Raw genomic sequence first — 14,756 nt, 5'->3', positions numbered from 1 at the left:
TTTTCGTTAAGCTGAAAAATCATTGGCCATTGAGATTGTTTGTGCTTTTTATTTGCTTATGGGTTCTTCAGATGCCTGCTTTTTCTCAGATGGAGAATAAGAAAAAGGTTCCGAACCTTCCTGCCTTTGACTACAAGCCACTTCATTTTGGCTTTCTTATCGGACTTAATGCTATGGATTTTAAAGTTCGCCATAAGATGCCGGCTGATCGTCCCGAAGGCCTTGAGAATCGGTATGCCGAAGTGGTTAGCCTCAATCCGGGGGTCAATATTGGTATTGTTACCAGTCTGCGCCTCAATAAAAATCTGAATTTGCGTTTTCTGCCCGGAATCAGTTTCGGACAGCGCGATCTCTTATACATTCAGGATGGAGAAGCAGAGGAGGTACCACTGGAAATCAAATCTACATTTCTTGAGTTTCCTCTTTTGCTGAAGTTCAGTGGCGACCGGATGACCAACTTTAAACCTTATGTTATCGGAGGTATCAATCCACGCATCGATTTGGCAAAAACTGAAAATGATGGACTCAGCTTAAGATCCAATGATTTATACCTGGAAGTGGGAACCGGTATCGATATGTATCTCAACTACTTTAGATTATCTACAGAGGTAAAACTTTCGGTCGGATTGCGAAATGTGCTGAATCCGGATGGTACCGGAGAACCTGAAGATGTTTATTTTACTGATGTCCTCGACAGACTTTCTTCACGTCTTTTTGTATTTTCTTTTTACTTTGAATGATAATTTGATCTCCATATCTTTGCAGGTGATTTGAATTTCTGTTTGTTGCAAAAATTTGTTATTGGTAACGCAGCGAATCAATCTCAACCTAATAACCTCCGACTCAGAACCCTGATCACAAAATTCACAACTTAAAAAATAATGAAGCAGGAAGTAGCTTTGCGACTTACGCCCGAACAGGCGTCACGGGAGGAATCCTTTAAGAATATTGTTGCCCGGAAGATGAAAATTTCTCCCGGCAAAATAACCGGTTTGAGAGTAATTCGCAGATCCATAGATGCACGGCAGAAGCAGGTGATGGTGCAGGTACACGTGGAAGTATGGACAGGAGAACCCATGCCGGCTCATCAGCCCCGCTCATTTCACTGGCCCAATGCAACCAATGCTCCTGAGGTAATTGTTGTAGGTGCCGGTCCAGGAGGTTTATTTGCCGCACTGAAGCTGATAGAACTTGGTTTTAAACCCATCGTTATAGAACGCGGTAAAGAGGTTTCTGAAAGAAAAAGAGATATTGCCCTTCTCAATCGGAATGAGGAGCTTAATGAAGATTCAAATTATGCCTTCGGAGAAGGCGGTGCCGGTACTTTTTCGGATGGGAAGTTATATACCCGCAGTAAAAAGCGGGGGAATTTTCGCGAATTTCTGGAGATTATGCATTTTCATGGGGCTGCAGATGATATTCTCATTGAGGCGCATCCCCACATCGGAACTGACCGGTTACCCCGGGTTATCCGGAATATCCGGGAAACCATTATATCCTCGGGAGGTGAATTTCTTTTCAATGCCAGGGTCGTTGATTTTCTTCTTCAGGGAGATGAAATAGTGGGAGTGCAGATTGCCGATGGGAAGAAGATTACCGCCAAAGCAGTGATTCTCGCCACTGGTCACTCAGCAAAGGATATTTATTGGTTGCTTGATGAAAAAGGAATTGAATTGGAAGCTAAAACCTGGGCTATGGGAGTCCGGGTGGAGCATCCGCAGGAACTGATAGATCAAATTCAATATCATACACCTGAGGGACGTGGGAATTATTTGCCTGCTGCTTCTTATAGCTTTTCTCATCAGGTGGAGGGAAGAGGCGTTTATTCTTTTTGCATGTGTCCCGGAGGGTTTATTGTTCCTGCAATGACAGGAGCCGATGAGATGGTTGTCAACGGAATGTCTCCTTCGGGAAGGAATTCGCCTTTTGCCAATAGTGGTATGGTGGTGGAAATCAGACCGGAGGATATTCCGGATTATCATCAGTATGGAGCTTTGGCGGGATTGAAATATCAGCAGGATGTGGAGAGACTTTGTGCTGTAAACGGTGGACAGGGTGTGATTGCTCCGGCACAGCGCCTGGTCGATTTTGTTGAAAGACGACTTTCTTACGACCTCCCGGATTGTTCTTATGTCCCGGGTGCAGTGTCAGCTCCGCTGCATTTCATTTTGCCTGAGCATATCTCTTCCCGTTTGCAGGAGGGGTTTAAATTTTTTGGGAAAAGAGCCCGTGGATTTCTGGATGAGGAGGCGATTGTATTGGGCACTGAATCCAGAACTTCTTCGCCGGTAAGGATTCCCCGCAACAGGGAAACTTTAGAGCATGTACGCATCAAAAAACTATTCCCCTGTGGAGAAGGAGCCGGATATGCCGGAGGCATCGCTTCTTCGGCTCTCGACGGAGAACAATGTGCCCTTGCGGTTGCCCGTCTCATCAGGGCGAAGTAGTACGTCTGAATTCTGAACAAACAATGGCTGCGGCAATACCAACGTTTAAGGATTCCATTCCGCCTGCGGAAAATGATGGAATGGCAACTTTCCGGGTTATATGTTTTGTGGTTTCCGGACGGATTCCACTGCCTTCGTTGCCCAATACAATGATTCCTGAAGGTGGTAAATCGAGAGCGTAAATATTCTCTCCATCCATGAAAGTGCCAAAGATTTCCATTCCGGAATCTGATGATGTTTGTTGAAAAAGAGCGGGTAAGTCTGTGTAAATTACTTTTACCCGGGCAATGGCGCCCATGGAAGCCTGCACTACTTTGGGGTTGAAACAATCCACCGTGTCTTCGCTGCAAACTATTGTGGAAATGCCAAACCAATCGGCCAGGCGGATAATGGTGCCCATATTTCCAGGATCCTGGATGCCATCGAGTGCCAGTGAGAGCTTGTCGGTAAGTTGGTCCGGGTGAAATGGTGCCTCGGGTTTTCGAAAAACACCCAGAATGTTTTGGGGCGTCTTTAAAAAACTGATTTTTTGCAATTCCCGGGGGGGGATAATTTCCGTGATGACGGATCGTCCTGTTTCAGGAAGTGAAATGTTGTCTGTGGAAATGATTATTTCAGCTTGCACTCCGGCCTCCAGCAAGTCGTTTACAAGTTTGGGCCCTTCGGCAACAAATAATCCGTTCTTGTCACGATATTTTTTCTGTGAAAGAGAAGAAATCAGTTTTTTTTTCGCTTGTCCTATCATTTTGGCTTTTTCTTTGTTTGCAAAATTATAATTATAACCGATATATTTGGTTTCTTTGTATTGTCAGGAAAATTGAATACCCAATTATACTGTGATTTTATTGATGTTTAAAAATATTACTTCTTTCAGGAATTTTATTCCGTTTTTTATTGGCCTGATGGTTTTGTTCGGAACAGGGTGTTCATCCACCAAGTTTGTGCCCGAAGGAGAGCATCTGCTTTCTAACGTGAAAGTGAAAAACAGGGGAGCCGATGTGCGTAAGGAGCAATTAAAGCCATATATCCGACAGCAGGAAAACACTAAACTCCTCGGTGTCTGGAAATTTTATCTGGGACTTTACAATCTTTCGGGACGTGATGGCGGGAAAGGCATTAACAAATGGTTGCGAAGCATCGGAGAAGAACCTGTGATTTATGATCCTTTTTTAGCCACCCAATCTTCGCGTCAGATCTCATTGTTCCTTAAGAATCAGGGCTATTTTCGAACCTCCGTTAATGATACGGCCATCTTTTCGGGTAAAAAGAAGGTGAAAGTTACTTATGATATTAATCCCGGAAACAGATATCATCTGAAAAATATTTTTTACCGGATTGAAGACGACTCTATCCGTCAGGAAATATTAAACGATACGTTATCTACGTTGCTGCGATCCGGACGCCCGTTTACTGTTGATTTGCATGAGCGCGAAAGAGAGCGGATTACTGAAAACCTCAGGAGTAAAGGCTTTTATAAGTTTTCCGAGGAGTTTATCTATTTCCGGTCAGATACCACGACGGGTAACCATCAGGTGGTTGATTCGATGGTTGTTGTCAGTCCGGAGGATGCCCTGGGTTACAAACATCATCGCAGGTTCAAAGTCAACAGGGTTCTTTTTCATATTGGCATGGGAGCAGCTGATGCAATTGGAGCAGATAGTGGTAGAACCTCGGTTGCAGCAGATACTTTAAATTACAAAGACATTGTGGTTGTTTACAACGAAAAATTGTCTTTCAAGCCGGAATTGTTGTTTAGTTCGAGTTATATCCATCCCGGAGATATTTACAATGCCAGGATGGTTAGTCGTACACATCAGCTGCTAAGTGGATTGAGGTTGTTTAAATACATCAATATTCGTTTTCGGGAAACCGGGAATTTCGATGCTGATGGGAAACCGCTTCTTGACTGTGTTATTCGTCTGTCTCCGGGTAAGCCGCAGTCGGTATCTTTCGATATCGAAGGGACCAACTCATCCGGAAACCTCGGAGCTGCCGGGAACCTCACCTATCAGCATAAAAACCTGATGCGGGGGGGTGAATTCTTTACTTTCAATACCCGGCTTGCACGTCAGAACCAGTTTGTGCGGTCCTCCGCTGAAGAGTTTAATACTCTGGAGCTGGGGGCAGAAGCTTCCCTGGTTTTGCCACGGTTTTTACTTCCGCTTCGTATCGAGCAGTTCAGGCAACGATACAATCCCAAAACCAATATCGGACTGGCTTATAATTATCAGCGCAGACCTGATTACACCCGTACCATTGCCAATGCACGGCTGGGGTACAACTGGAAGTCTTCCAGATATATTTCTCACTCTTTTTATCCCATTGAGTTCAATCTCGTAAATATTCCTGAGGTGAATGATGAGTTTTGGGACAGAATCAGCAATACCTTTTTGAGATATACTTATGAAGATCACCTGATCATGAATATGAACTATTCATTTTTACTGAATCAGCAGGTGTTGGGGCAAAGACGTGATTTCTGGTACCTGAGAGCTAATGTGGAATCGGCAGGTAACTTGTTGTCTTCGGTTTCCGGACTTTGGAATGAAGATTCCGGACAGGATTATGATGAGTTGCTCGGAATTCGGTATGCGCAGTATGTGAAAGGTGATGTGGATCTAAGGTTCAACAATCGTTTGGACAGATATACCTCTTTGGTTTGGCGCTTTTTTGCCGGAGTGGGATATCCCTATGGGAATCTGGATGTTTTGCCTTTTGAAAAACGTTACTTCTCCGGAGGGGCCAACAGCATTAGGGCCTGGCCGGTCAGGGGACTGGGCCCCGGAAGCTATAATGAAGAGGGGGCACGCTTTTACAACCAAACAGCAGATATCAAGCTGGAGTTTAATCTGGAATACCGGTTTAAACTGTTTTGGATTCTGGAAGGAGCTCTGTTTATGGATGTGGGAAATATCTGGAGCATCAGGGAGGATGCAAGTCCTGAAGGTGGATTATTCGATTTCGAAACATTTGCAGAACAGCTTGCTGTAGGAACAGGCCTGGGAACACGTTTCGATTTCAATTACTTTATCTTCCGGTTCGATGCAGGTCTTAAGACCCATGATCCTTCACTTCCCGCCGGCGAACGCTGGATTCCGTTAAACAGACCCTGGACTTGGGACGATGTTGGGTTTAACTTTGCCATCGGTTATCCTTTTTAGTTCCGGCGGAAATTCGACTATGGTTGCTTTTTTTCCTATTTTATTTTTAAATTTGCACGGATTTGTAATTGATTTTGTGATATATAATTACGTTTTGTTGCAAATCTTTATTGCTTTTAACAAGTTATTAATTTTACATCTCATCAAATAATTGTAATTATGAAAGAAAGAATTTTGGATGTTGTAAAACCTGGTGTTGCTGTAGGTAAAGACCTTCAGGAGATTTTTCGCGTTGCCCGTGAAAACCAATTTGCTCTTCCTGCTGTAAACGTGGTTGGTTCCAACTCCGTGAATGGTGTTATGGAAGCTGCTAAAGTTGCTAAAGCACCTGTAATTGTTCAGTTGTCTAATGGTGGAGCCGCTTTTTATGCCGGCAAAGCTGCCAACGGAGAAGGACAGGAAACTGCTATTAAAGGTGCAGTTGCTGCTGCTAAGCATGTTCATCTTTTGGCTGAATCTTATGGTGTACCTGTGATTCTTCATACCGACCATGCTGCCAAGAAATTGCTGCCCTGGATTGACGGGCTTCTTGATGAGGGTGAGAAATTCTATAAGGAAACCGGAAAGCCTTTGTTTAGCTCTCATATGCTTGATCTCTCAGAGGAACCTTTGCAGGAGAACATCGACATCTGTAAAAAATACCTCGAGAGAATGAGCAAAATTGATATGACTCTTGAGATTGAGCTTGGAATTACCGGTGGTGAGGAAGATGGTGTTGACAATACCAATGTTGACAATGCATTGCTTTATACTCAGCCTGAAGAGGTTGCTTTTGCTTACGAAGAGTTGAAGAAGGTATCTCCAAACTTCACTATTGCTGCCTCATTTGGTAACGTTCATGGTGTTTACAAGCCTGGTAACGTTGTATTGCGGCCCGATATTCTGAAAAAGTCACAGGATTATATTGCTGAGAAATTCGGTACTGAAGAGAAGCCTGTTAACTTTGTATTCCATGGTGGGTCAGGTTCTTCTGATGCCGAGATTCAGGAAGCTGTGAGCTATGGTGTTATCAAAATGAACATCGATACCGATACTCAGTGGGCTTTTTGGGATGGTGTTCGTGAATATGATGCTAAGCACCATGATTATCTTCAGGCACAGATTGGTAATCCCGAAGGAGAGGATAAACCAAATAAGAAGTATTACGATCCCCGTAAATGGCTTCGTGCCGGTGAAGAGGCTATGGTTAAGCGTCTCGAACTTGCATTCAAAGCACTTAATTGCGTAGATGTATTGTAATACAGATGCACAAATAGGATAAATTTTTAAGCCCCCACGATTGTGTGGGGGTTTTTTTAGTGATACTCTTTTATCTTTTCCAGTTATGCAATCCAACACACCATCCAGAGATACATTTTCAGGAAAATTTGGCATCATTGCTGCTGCTGCAGGTTCTGCTATCGGACTCGGTAATATTTGGAGATTCCCATACATCCTTGGTGAAAATGGAGGAGGAGCCTTCCTGTTGGTTTACCTGCTGTTTGTTATCATGATCGGTGTTCCGGTTATGATCTCTGAATTGTTGATTGGCCGAAAAGCACAACTGAATGTTTTCGGAGCTTTCAGAAAACTTGCTCCTGGCAAACCCTGGTTTTTGATTGGTGTGATGGGCGTAGGTGCAGCGTTTCTTATTCTCGGTTTTTACGCTGTGGTGGCCGGATGGACTTTACAATATGTCTATTATTCTCTGACCAATGCTTTGGCCGGCAATACTCCGGACCAGATGATACAGGTTTTTGAAGGTGTTCAGTCAACCAAAGGATGGTCCTTGTTCTGGACATTGCTTTTCATGACCGGAACGGCATACATTGTTAGTTCAGGCATTGAAAAAGGAATAGAAAAATACACTAAAATATTGATGCCCCTGTTGGTTTTAATCATTCTTGTTCTGAATGTGCGGGCCATTACACTTGACGGGGCAATGGCCGGACTTGATTTTCTCTTCAATCCGGATTTTTCCAAACTTAATTCGGATGTAATTCTTGAAGCATTGGGGCAGGCCTTTTTCTCTTTAAGTATAGGGATGGGGGTTATTGTTACTTATGGATCTTACATCAAAAAAAATGAGAGTCTCGGAGGAACGGCTCTTTCGGTTTCTTTGGCTGATACCCTGATTGCTGTTTTGGCAGGTGTCGCAATATTTCCGGCAGCTTTTGCCTTCGGGATGGCTCCCAATCAGGGCCCGGGTCTGGTGTTTGTTACATTGCCCAATATTTTTAACCAGATGGCCGGTGGTTATTTTTTCGGATTACTGTTTTTTGTTTTGCTAAGTATTGCTGCATTTACCTCTTCCATCTCTTTACTTGAGGTAGTGGTGGCATATTTTACAGAGGAACTAAAACTTCGCCGAAAGCAGGCTACCTGGATTGCCGCCGGAATAATGTCGTTGCTGGCTGCGCTGTGTGTTTTTAGTGATGCCGCTTTTGGTGGGTTTGATTATGTTTCTTCAAATATACTGCTTCCCATCGGAGGCCTTTTGGTGGTTATTTTTGTGGGATGGATCATGGACAAAAATTTACCTCGTCTTGAAATAGAGGCAGATGGGAAAAAGGCCCGTTATTACAGCGGTTTTCGGTTTATTATAAAGTTTTTGGCTCCCATAGCTATTGCATTGGTTTTCCTCAACGGCCTTGGTTGGATTTGATAATTAATAGAAGGAAGAATGTCGTTTTGATGTTTGATTTAATGCGAGTTATGGTTTAACTTGCTGCAAAAAATGTCATGTGGAAAGATTGGCTGGCTTTTTCCCGAAGGGAGCAATATGGCCTCGTTTTATTAAGTCTCCTGATTGTTCTTTTGGTTATCGTCAGATTTCTTTTGCCTTTTCTTGCTGATCCTCCGGAAATAGAGATGATCTCAGATGTTAAATTTTTGACTGAATCGAAGTATTCCGTCAAAATGGAATTAAAAACTAAATCTTCAGGCTCCCGGGGAAAAAAGGAATTTAAGTTTACCACATTCAATCCCAATACCGTCTCTGTTACCGAGCTCTCCAAAATGGGGGTGCCTTCGTATGCAATTATCAACTGGATGAAGTTTCGGGAAGCCGGAGGTGTTTTTCGCAAAGGAGAGGAAGTAGGAAAAATTTATGGAATTGATCAGGAATTACTGACTTTGATGAGCCCCTATGTGAAAATTCCGGTCAGGGTAGCAAATGAGAGGAAAGAGTATGTCGATATCCGGGAGAAAAGGAATGACAGGAATCCGGTTGTGTCCGGTAAAACTGAAAATGCTTCAGAAATCGGAGCTTTGATTATTGATCTCAATAAAGCCGATACAACTGAATTACAAAAAATCAAAGGTATCGGTCCGGTTTTCTCACAGCGAATTGTCGATTTTCGAAATCTGCTGGGCGGTTTTTACAGTGTTGAGCAGCTCAGGGAGGTGTACGGGTTGTCTCCCGGGCTGGTGGATGAGATAAGCGCTTATTTTGTGGTTTCAGTTGCGGATATTAAAAAAATGGATGTGAACTCTTTTTCACTCCGAAAACTTAAAGCACATCCATATATTAATTTTTATCAGGCAAGGGAAATTATTGAATACCAAAGGAAAAACGGAAGTATTGCCAATGAGCATGCTTTGGAAGCCTTCACTTCTTTTGATAAAGCAGCGCTTGAAAAGGTGTTGCCCTATCTCTGTTTTAATGAGAAAAACAGAAATGAAGAGCAGAAAAATGAAAATTAACTTGTTTCAATCAATAATCTTCATTTTCTTTGCACCTGATTTTGGAAAAACTATTTTCTTATTATAACCGTCTAAAAGATTGGAGGTTGGTTGTTTATTTATTGAAGAAAAGAACTGATTATAAAAATATTCCCAATTAGGTTTCTGCATTCCGACGGATGTTGAAGCTTGTTTTAGTTTAAAAGAATTGAAGTTTAAAAATATTAAAGACGAATACCATGATCGTAGTTCCTATTAAAGAAGGAGAAAATATTGAAAGAGCTCTGAAGAAATTCAAGCGTAAGTTTGAAAAAACCGGTGCAATGCGTGAAATCCGTAGTCGCCAGGCTTTTACCAAACCGTCTGTTCAGCGCCGGGAAGAGCTTAAAAAAGCAGCCTATATTCAGAAGCTTCAGGAAGATACGGAATAGACAAAATTTCTTTTTCAAAACGCCTGACTTTTCAGCGGTTTTTTCGTATATTCGTTTAAACCATTAGTTGAAAAGTCAGGCGTTTTTTTATGCTATATATCGACCCGTTTCTAAAATATCTCAAATTCGAAAAGCGTAGTTCCAATCACACATTGGTCGCATATGAAGCAGATCTTAAACAATTTGCATCGTATATGGAAGAAATGGGGGTGGCCGATGAATGCGAAGTGAAAACCCGGTTTATTCGAAACTGGGTGGTGGCACTTCACTACAATGATCTTAAACCACGATCTATTCATCGGAAGATTGCATCTCTAAGAGCTTATTATAAATATCTTTTGCGCGAGAGGGTTATGGAAACTTCTCCGGCAGAGGGAGTTGTTTTGCCGAAACTTGCAAAAAACCTTCCTGATTTTGTTAAAGAGAAAGAGATGGATCTGTTGCTCGATCAGTTTCCCTTTGAGAGCGACTTTTCCGGAGTACGTGATAAAACCATTATCGATTTGTTTTACGGCACCGGGATCCGTCTTTCTGAATTGATTGCCCTGAGGGATGATAGTTTTGACTTCTCTTCCGGACTTGTAAAGGTGCTTGGGAAGCGTAATAAAGAGCGACTGGTGCCAATGAACCAAAGCACAATACACAATGTTTTAAACTATAGAGAGGTGCGAAATTCATCTTTCCCGAACCGGAACCGGACAGCTTTTTTTCTAACCGATAAAGGAGATCCTGTTTACCATAAGTTGGTTTACCGCATTGTGAATAAACACCTGAGGGCAGTAACCACAATGGCCAAAAAGAGTCCGCATGTATTGCGACATACTTTTGCAACCATTTTGCTTAACAGAGGTGCTGATATCAATGCAATTAAAGAATTGCTGGGGCATGCCAATCTTAACGCAACCCAGATTTATACGCACAATACATTTGAAAAATTATCATCTATTTATAATCAGGCTCATCCCAGAGCCTAAAATTAAGTTGGAGGAGTGTCTATGAACATTACTATTGAATCGGTACATTTTGATACCGCAGAAAGACTTGAAGATTTCATTAATCAGAAAGTTGGAAAACTCGATCAGTTCTCCGACAGTATTATCGGAGCCGAGGTGACGCTTAGGCTTGATAAGGCTGAGACATCAGAGAATAAGGTTGCGGAAATTGAGTTGGATATTCCGGGTAGTAATTTATTTGCTAAAAAACAAAGTAAAACATTTGAGGAGTCTGTTGATCAGGCATGTGAAGCCTTACGTAAGCAATTGATTAAACGCAAAGAAAAGTTAAAAGCCAAATAGTCAAAAAAGAGTGCCTGATTATTTGGTGCTATTTGAAAAATATTATACATTTGCACACCGTTTTTGGTAGGTGATTAACCTTCCGGAGCGGATTTTAATAGGCTGGTTATAGTTAATAATCAGCCTATTAAAATGAAAGGGCGAAAAGATAAACAGCTTCTTTGTTTTCCGGTCAACAGGGTTTACCGTGTTGATTTTTTGGAAAAAAGAACCTGAATTATGGATTATTGCATTGAAAATGTTTATCTTTATGGCCCGAAAATCAGGCGTTTCTGATTTAATTCAGGCGTTAAGGTTTTGATTTATAGTAAATAAGTGGTTTCAATTTATATCTAATTGTCTAATAATTTCGAGTTATGGCTAAAGAAACATTTCAAAGGACGAAGCCTCACGTTAATATCGGTACCATTGGTCACGTTGACCACGGTAAAACTACTCTGACTGCTGCTATCACAAAAGTGTTGGCAAAGAAAGGTTGGTCCGAAGTCAAAGAATTTGATTCTATTGATAATGCTCCTGAGGAGAAAGAAAGGGGTATTACTATTAACACTGCTCACGTTGAGTATCAAACTGAAGCACGTCACTATGCACACGTTGACTGTCCTGGTCACGCCGACTATGTTAAGAACATGGTAACTGGTGCTGCTCAGATGGACGGTGCTATTCTGGTTGTTGCAGGTACTGATGGTCCTATGCCTCAGACCCGCGAGCACATCCTGCTTGCACGTCAGGTAAACGTACCTAAAATCGTTGTGTTCCTGAACAAAGTGGACATGGTTGACGATGAAGAGCTTCTCGAGCTTGTTGAGATGGAAGTACGTGATCTGTTGAACTTCTACGAGTTTGGCGGAGACGATGCTCCTATCATCAAAGGTTCTGCTCTTGGTGCACTTGAAGGTGAAGAGAAGTGGGAAGAAAAAATTATGGAACTGATGGACGCTGTTGACTCATGGATTCCTACTCCTGAGCGTGACAACGAGAAGCCTTTCCTGATGCCTGTTGAGGACGTTTTCTCAATTACTGGCCGTGGTACTGTTGCTACCGGACGTATCGAAACCGGAGTAATTCACACTGGTGATGAAATGGAAATGATTGGTCTTGGTGCACAAGCTAAGAAAACTGTTTGTACCGGAGTTGAAATGTTCCGTAAGATTTTGGACGACGGACAAGCTGGTGACAACGTAGGTCTTCTGCTTCGCGGTGTAGATAAGAAAGAGATTAAGCGTGGTATGGTTTTGGCCAAGCCAGGTTCAATCACTCCTCACACCAAGTTCAAGGCTGAGATTTATGTGTTGAAAAAAGAAGAGGGTGGACGTCACACTCCATTCCACAACAATTATCGTCCCCAGTTCTACTTGCGTACATTGGACGTAACCGGAGAGATTACTCTTCCTGAAGGATCAGAAATGGTTATGCCTGGTGATAACGTAACTATTACTGTGAGCCTGATTTACCCTGTAGCTCTTAACGTAGGTCTGCGTTTCGCTATCCGCGAAGGTGGTCGTACAGTTGGTGCAGGTCAGGTAACTGAAATTTTGGAATAGGCATTCCGAAACATATAGAAGATGGAGAAGCTATGTGCTTCTCCATCTTTATGAATACGGGTGTAGCTCAGTTGGTAGAGCACTGGTCTCCAAAACCAGGTGTCGGGAGTTCGAGCCTCTCCTCCCGTGCAAGGGTGTTTGATTTCCCAGGATAAAGAGCAAAGTACAAGATAGAATATGAAAAAGATAAAAGCCTATTTTCAGGATGTTCATCATGAACTGATAAACAAAACCTCATGGCCAACCTGGCCTGAGCTTCAGAACAGTGCTATTGTTGTAATGGTGGCATCTGTGATTATTGCAGGTATTGTTTATGCGATGGACTATTCGTTTGACAATGTCTTGCAGTGGATTTATCAACAATTGTATTAAAAACTGGAAGAAGGAATTATTCCGATGAGTGATATTCAAAAGAAATGGTATGTGGTAAGGGCTGTTACCGGGAAGGAAAAAAAGGCCAAGGAATTCATTGAAAGTGAAATTGCAAGCCGTGACCTTCAGGATTATGTCAGTCAGGTATTGATACCAACCGAAAAAGTATATCAGATCCGTAACGGGAAAAAGATCAATAAAGAACGTACTTTTTATCCTGGTTATGTGTTTATTGAAGCTGCATTGGTCGGAGAAATTCCTCATCTTATTAAAGGTATTACACACGTTATTGGTTTCCTGGGTGATGACAACCCGGTTCCCATGCGTGAGTCTGAGGTGAACCGTATGCTTGGTAAAGTAGATGAGTTGACCGAAAATGAGGAGGAAATTAGCATCCCGTTTTATGTTGGGGAGACCGTAAAAGTAGTTGACGGTCCGTTTAACGGTTTTAACGGGGTGATTGAAGAGGTAAATGAAGAAAAGCGCAAGCTCAAAGTAATGGTGAAAATCTTCGGACGCAAAACTCCTCTCGAATTAAGCTTTTTACAGGTAGAAAAAGAATAGGGTTCGTTCATCGAGCAGCGGAGCTTCCAGGGCAATAACATTGCCTCTGCAGGTGAAAAATGAAAGTATTCTTGATTATCCTGATTATTAATAACCAACACGAATTGCTACGATGGCTAAAGAAGTAGAAAATTTAATTAAACTTCAGATTAGAGGTGGCGCAGCAAATCCATCACCTCCGGTTGGTCCCGCATTGGGAGCCAAAGGGGTGAACATTATGGAATTCTGTAAGCAATTCAATGCTCGTACTCAGGAAAAAGCCGGTAAGGTTTTGCCTGTTGTCATTTCAGTTTACAAAGACAAATCTTTTGATTTTGTAGTTAAAACTCCTCCTGCTGCTGTGCAGTTGCTGGAGTCAGCTAAACTAAAATCCGGTTCTGCTGAACCCAACCGTAAAAAGGTTGCTTCAGTTACCTGGGATCAGGTGAAAGCTATTGCTGAAGACAAAATGAGTGACTTGAATTGCTTCACAGTCGAATCTGCAATGAGGATGGTTGCTGGTACTGCCAGAAGTATGGGAATCACAGTTGATGGTGATTTTCCGGTTAACAATTAAAATCCGTTTGCAACAATGACAAAACTAACAAAAAATAAGAAGTTAGCGTTAGAAAAAATCGATGCCGGAAAGCAATATCCCATTGAAGAAGCTGCTCAGTTGGTAAAAGAAATTACCAACACCAAATTCGATGCATCTGTTGATATTGACGTTCGTTTGGGTGTAGATCCAAGGAAAGCCAATCAGATGGTGCGCGGAGTTGTCACTCTTCCTCATGGAACAGGTAAAGAAACCAGAGTTTTGGTTCTCTGTACCCCCGATAAGGAAGAGGAAGCTAAAGCAGCTGGTGCCGATTACGTTGGGCTTGATGAGTATATCGATAAAATCAAAGAAGGCTGGACCGATGTTGATGTTATCATTACTATGCCCAGTGTCATGGCTAAAGTTGGTGCTTTGGGGCGTATCCTCGGACCTCGCGGTCTGATGCCTAACCCCAAAAGTGGTACTGTAACCATGGATATTGCTAAGGCTGTAAGCGAAGTGAAGGCCGGTAAAATTGACTTTAAAGTGGACAAGTATGGTATTATCCATTCTACCGTTGGAAAAGTCTCTTTTTCGCCCGATAAACTTACAGAGAATGTGCGTGAATTTGTAGGGAACATTATCAAGCTGAAACCTTCAGCTGCTAAAGGAACCTATATTAAGAGTATCGCGCTTTCTAGTACCATGAGTCCCGGTATTCGCATTGAACCCAAGTCGGTTGAGGTTTAATATTAATGTTAA

At 42.3% G+C, this 14,756-nt stretch carries 15 protein-coding genes and 1 tRNA gene; 15 read left to right on the top strand and 1 reads right to left on the bottom strand.

Annotated features, from left to right (window positions below):
• Nucleotides 1-29: 29 nt before the first annotated feature.
• Nucleotides 30-740: a type IX secretion/gliding motility protein PorT/SprT gene (porT, locus tag BY457_RS14840; RefSeq protein ID WP_258176754.1), complete on the top strand. Its 711-nt coding sequence runs from the start codon at nucleotides 30-32 to the stop codon at nucleotides 738-740.
• Between the two features lie 141 nt (nucleotides 741-881).
• Nucleotides 882-2,447: an NAD(P)/FAD-dependent oxidoreductase gene (locus BY457_RS14835; protein WP_106154112.1), complete on the top strand. Its 1,566-nt coding sequence runs from the start codon at nucleotides 882-884 to the stop codon at nucleotides 2,445-2,447.
• Here the strand turns inward: BY457_RS14835 and BY457_RS14830 are convergent.
• Complete coding sequence (locus BY457_RS14830) at nucleotides 2,434-3,192, bottom strand: TrmH family RNA methyltransferase (RefSeq protein ID WP_106154111.1); 759 nt, start codon at nucleotides 3,190-3,192, stop codon at nucleotides 2,434-2,436. The two genes, BY457_RS14835 and BY457_RS14830, sit on opposite strands and share 14 nt — an antisense overlap.
• A 103-nt stretch (nucleotides 3,193-3,295) precedes the next feature.
• On the opposite strand from BY457_RS14830, the gene tamL reads away from it, so the two are divergent.
• The 13 genes from tamL to rplA all read left to right on the top strand — a co-directional run bounded on the left by tamL (nucleotide 3,296) and on the right by rplA (nucleotide 14,744).
• Nucleotides 3,296-5,608: a translocation and assembly module lipoprotein TamL gene (gene tamL, locus BY457_RS14825; RefSeq protein ID WP_106154110.1), complete on the top strand. Its 2,313-nt coding sequence runs from the start codon at nucleotides 3,296-3,298 to the stop codon at nucleotides 5,606-5,608.
• A 159-nt stretch (nucleotides 5,609-5,767) separates the two neighbouring features.
• Nucleotides 5,768-6,847, top strand: coding sequence for a class II fructose-bisphosphate aldolase (gene fbaA / locus BY457_RS14820; protein WP_106154109.1), 1,080 nt, complete (start codon nucleotides 5,768-5,770; stop codon nucleotides 6,845-6,847).
• Between the two features lie 85 nt (nucleotides 6,848-6,932).
• Nucleotides 6,933-8,252, top strand: coding sequence for a sodium-dependent transporter (locus BY457_RS14815; protein WP_106154152.1), 1,320 nt, complete (start codon nucleotides 6,933-6,935; stop codon nucleotides 8,250-8,252).
• A 77-nt stretch (nucleotides 8,253-8,329) separates the two neighbouring features.
• Complete coding sequence (locus tag BY457_RS14810) at nucleotides 8,330-9,292, top strand: helix-hairpin-helix domain-containing protein (RefSeq protein ID WP_106154108.1); 963 nt, start codon at nucleotides 8,330-8,332, stop codon at nucleotides 9,290-9,292.
• Between the two features lie 218 nt (nucleotides 9,293-9,510).
• Nucleotides 9,511-9,702: a 30S ribosomal protein S21 gene (gene rpsU / locus BY457_RS14805; RefSeq protein ID WP_010663866.1), complete on the top strand. Its 192-nt coding sequence runs from the start codon at nucleotides 9,511-9,513 to the stop codon at nucleotides 9,700-9,702.
• Between the two features lie 89 nt (nucleotides 9,703-9,791).
• Nucleotides 9,792-10,676 carry a tyrosine-type recombinase/integrase gene (locus BY457_RS14800; protein ID WP_106154107.1) on the top strand — a complete coding sequence of 295 codons (885 nt, stop codon included), beginning with the start codon at nucleotides 9,792-9,794 and terminating at the stop codon, nucleotides 10,674-10,676.
• A 21-nt stretch (nucleotides 10,677-10,697) separates the two neighbouring features.
• Nucleotides 10,698-10,997 carry a ribosome hibernation-promoting factor, HPF/YfiA family gene (gene hpf, locus BY457_RS14795; protein WP_106154106.1) on the top strand — a complete coding sequence of 100 codons (300 nt, stop codon included), beginning with the start codon at nucleotides 10,698-10,700 and terminating at the stop codon, nucleotides 10,995-10,997.
• 356 nt (nucleotides 10,998-11,353) lie between these two features.
• Nucleotides 11,354-12,541, top strand: coding sequence for an elongation factor Tu (gene tuf, locus BY457_RS14790; protein WP_106154105.1), 1,188 nt, complete (start codon nucleotides 11,354-11,356; stop codon nucleotides 12,539-12,541).
• Between the two features lie 56 nt (nucleotides 12,542-12,597).
• A tRNA-Trp gene (locus BY457_RS14785) sits at nucleotides 12,598-12,670 on the top strand.
• Between the two features lie 48 nt (nucleotides 12,671-12,718).
• The gene (gene secE / locus BY457_RS14780) at nucleotides 12,719-12,913 is read left to right on the top strand and encodes a preprotein translocase subunit SecE (protein ID WP_010663862.1); all 195 of its coding nucleotides are present in this window, start codon (nucleotides 12,719-12,721) and stop codon (nucleotides 12,911-12,913) included.
• Between the two features lie 24 nt (nucleotides 12,914-12,937).
• Nucleotides 12,938-13,477 (top strand): transcription termination/antitermination protein NusG, encoded by a 540-nt coding sequence (gene nusG / locus BY457_RS14775; protein ID WP_106154104.1) that lies wholly within the window; start codon nucleotides 12,938-12,940, stop codon nucleotides 13,475-13,477.
• A 112-nt stretch (nucleotides 13,478-13,589) separates the two neighbouring features.
• Nucleotides 13,590-14,033: a 50S ribosomal protein L11 gene (gene rplK / locus BY457_RS14770; RefSeq protein WP_010663860.1), complete on the top strand. Its 444-nt coding sequence runs from the start codon at nucleotides 13,590-13,592 to the stop codon at nucleotides 14,031-14,033.
• A gap of 15 nt (nucleotides 14,034-14,048) precedes the next feature.
• Entirely contained in the window at nucleotides 14,049-14,744 is a 696-nt protein-coding gene (gene rplA / locus BY457_RS14765) for a 50S ribosomal protein L1 (protein WP_106154103.1), read from the top strand.
• Nucleotides 14,745-14,756: the final 12 nt, after the last annotated feature.

Origin of the sequence: Marinilabilia salmonicolor, assembly GCF_003003035.1 — a bacterium.
GTDB lineage: Bacteria > Bacteroidota > Bacteroidia > Bacteroidales > Marinilabiliaceae > Marinilabilia > Marinilabilia salmonicolor_A.
This window is presented reverse-complemented; position numbering and strand designations above follow the sequence as displayed.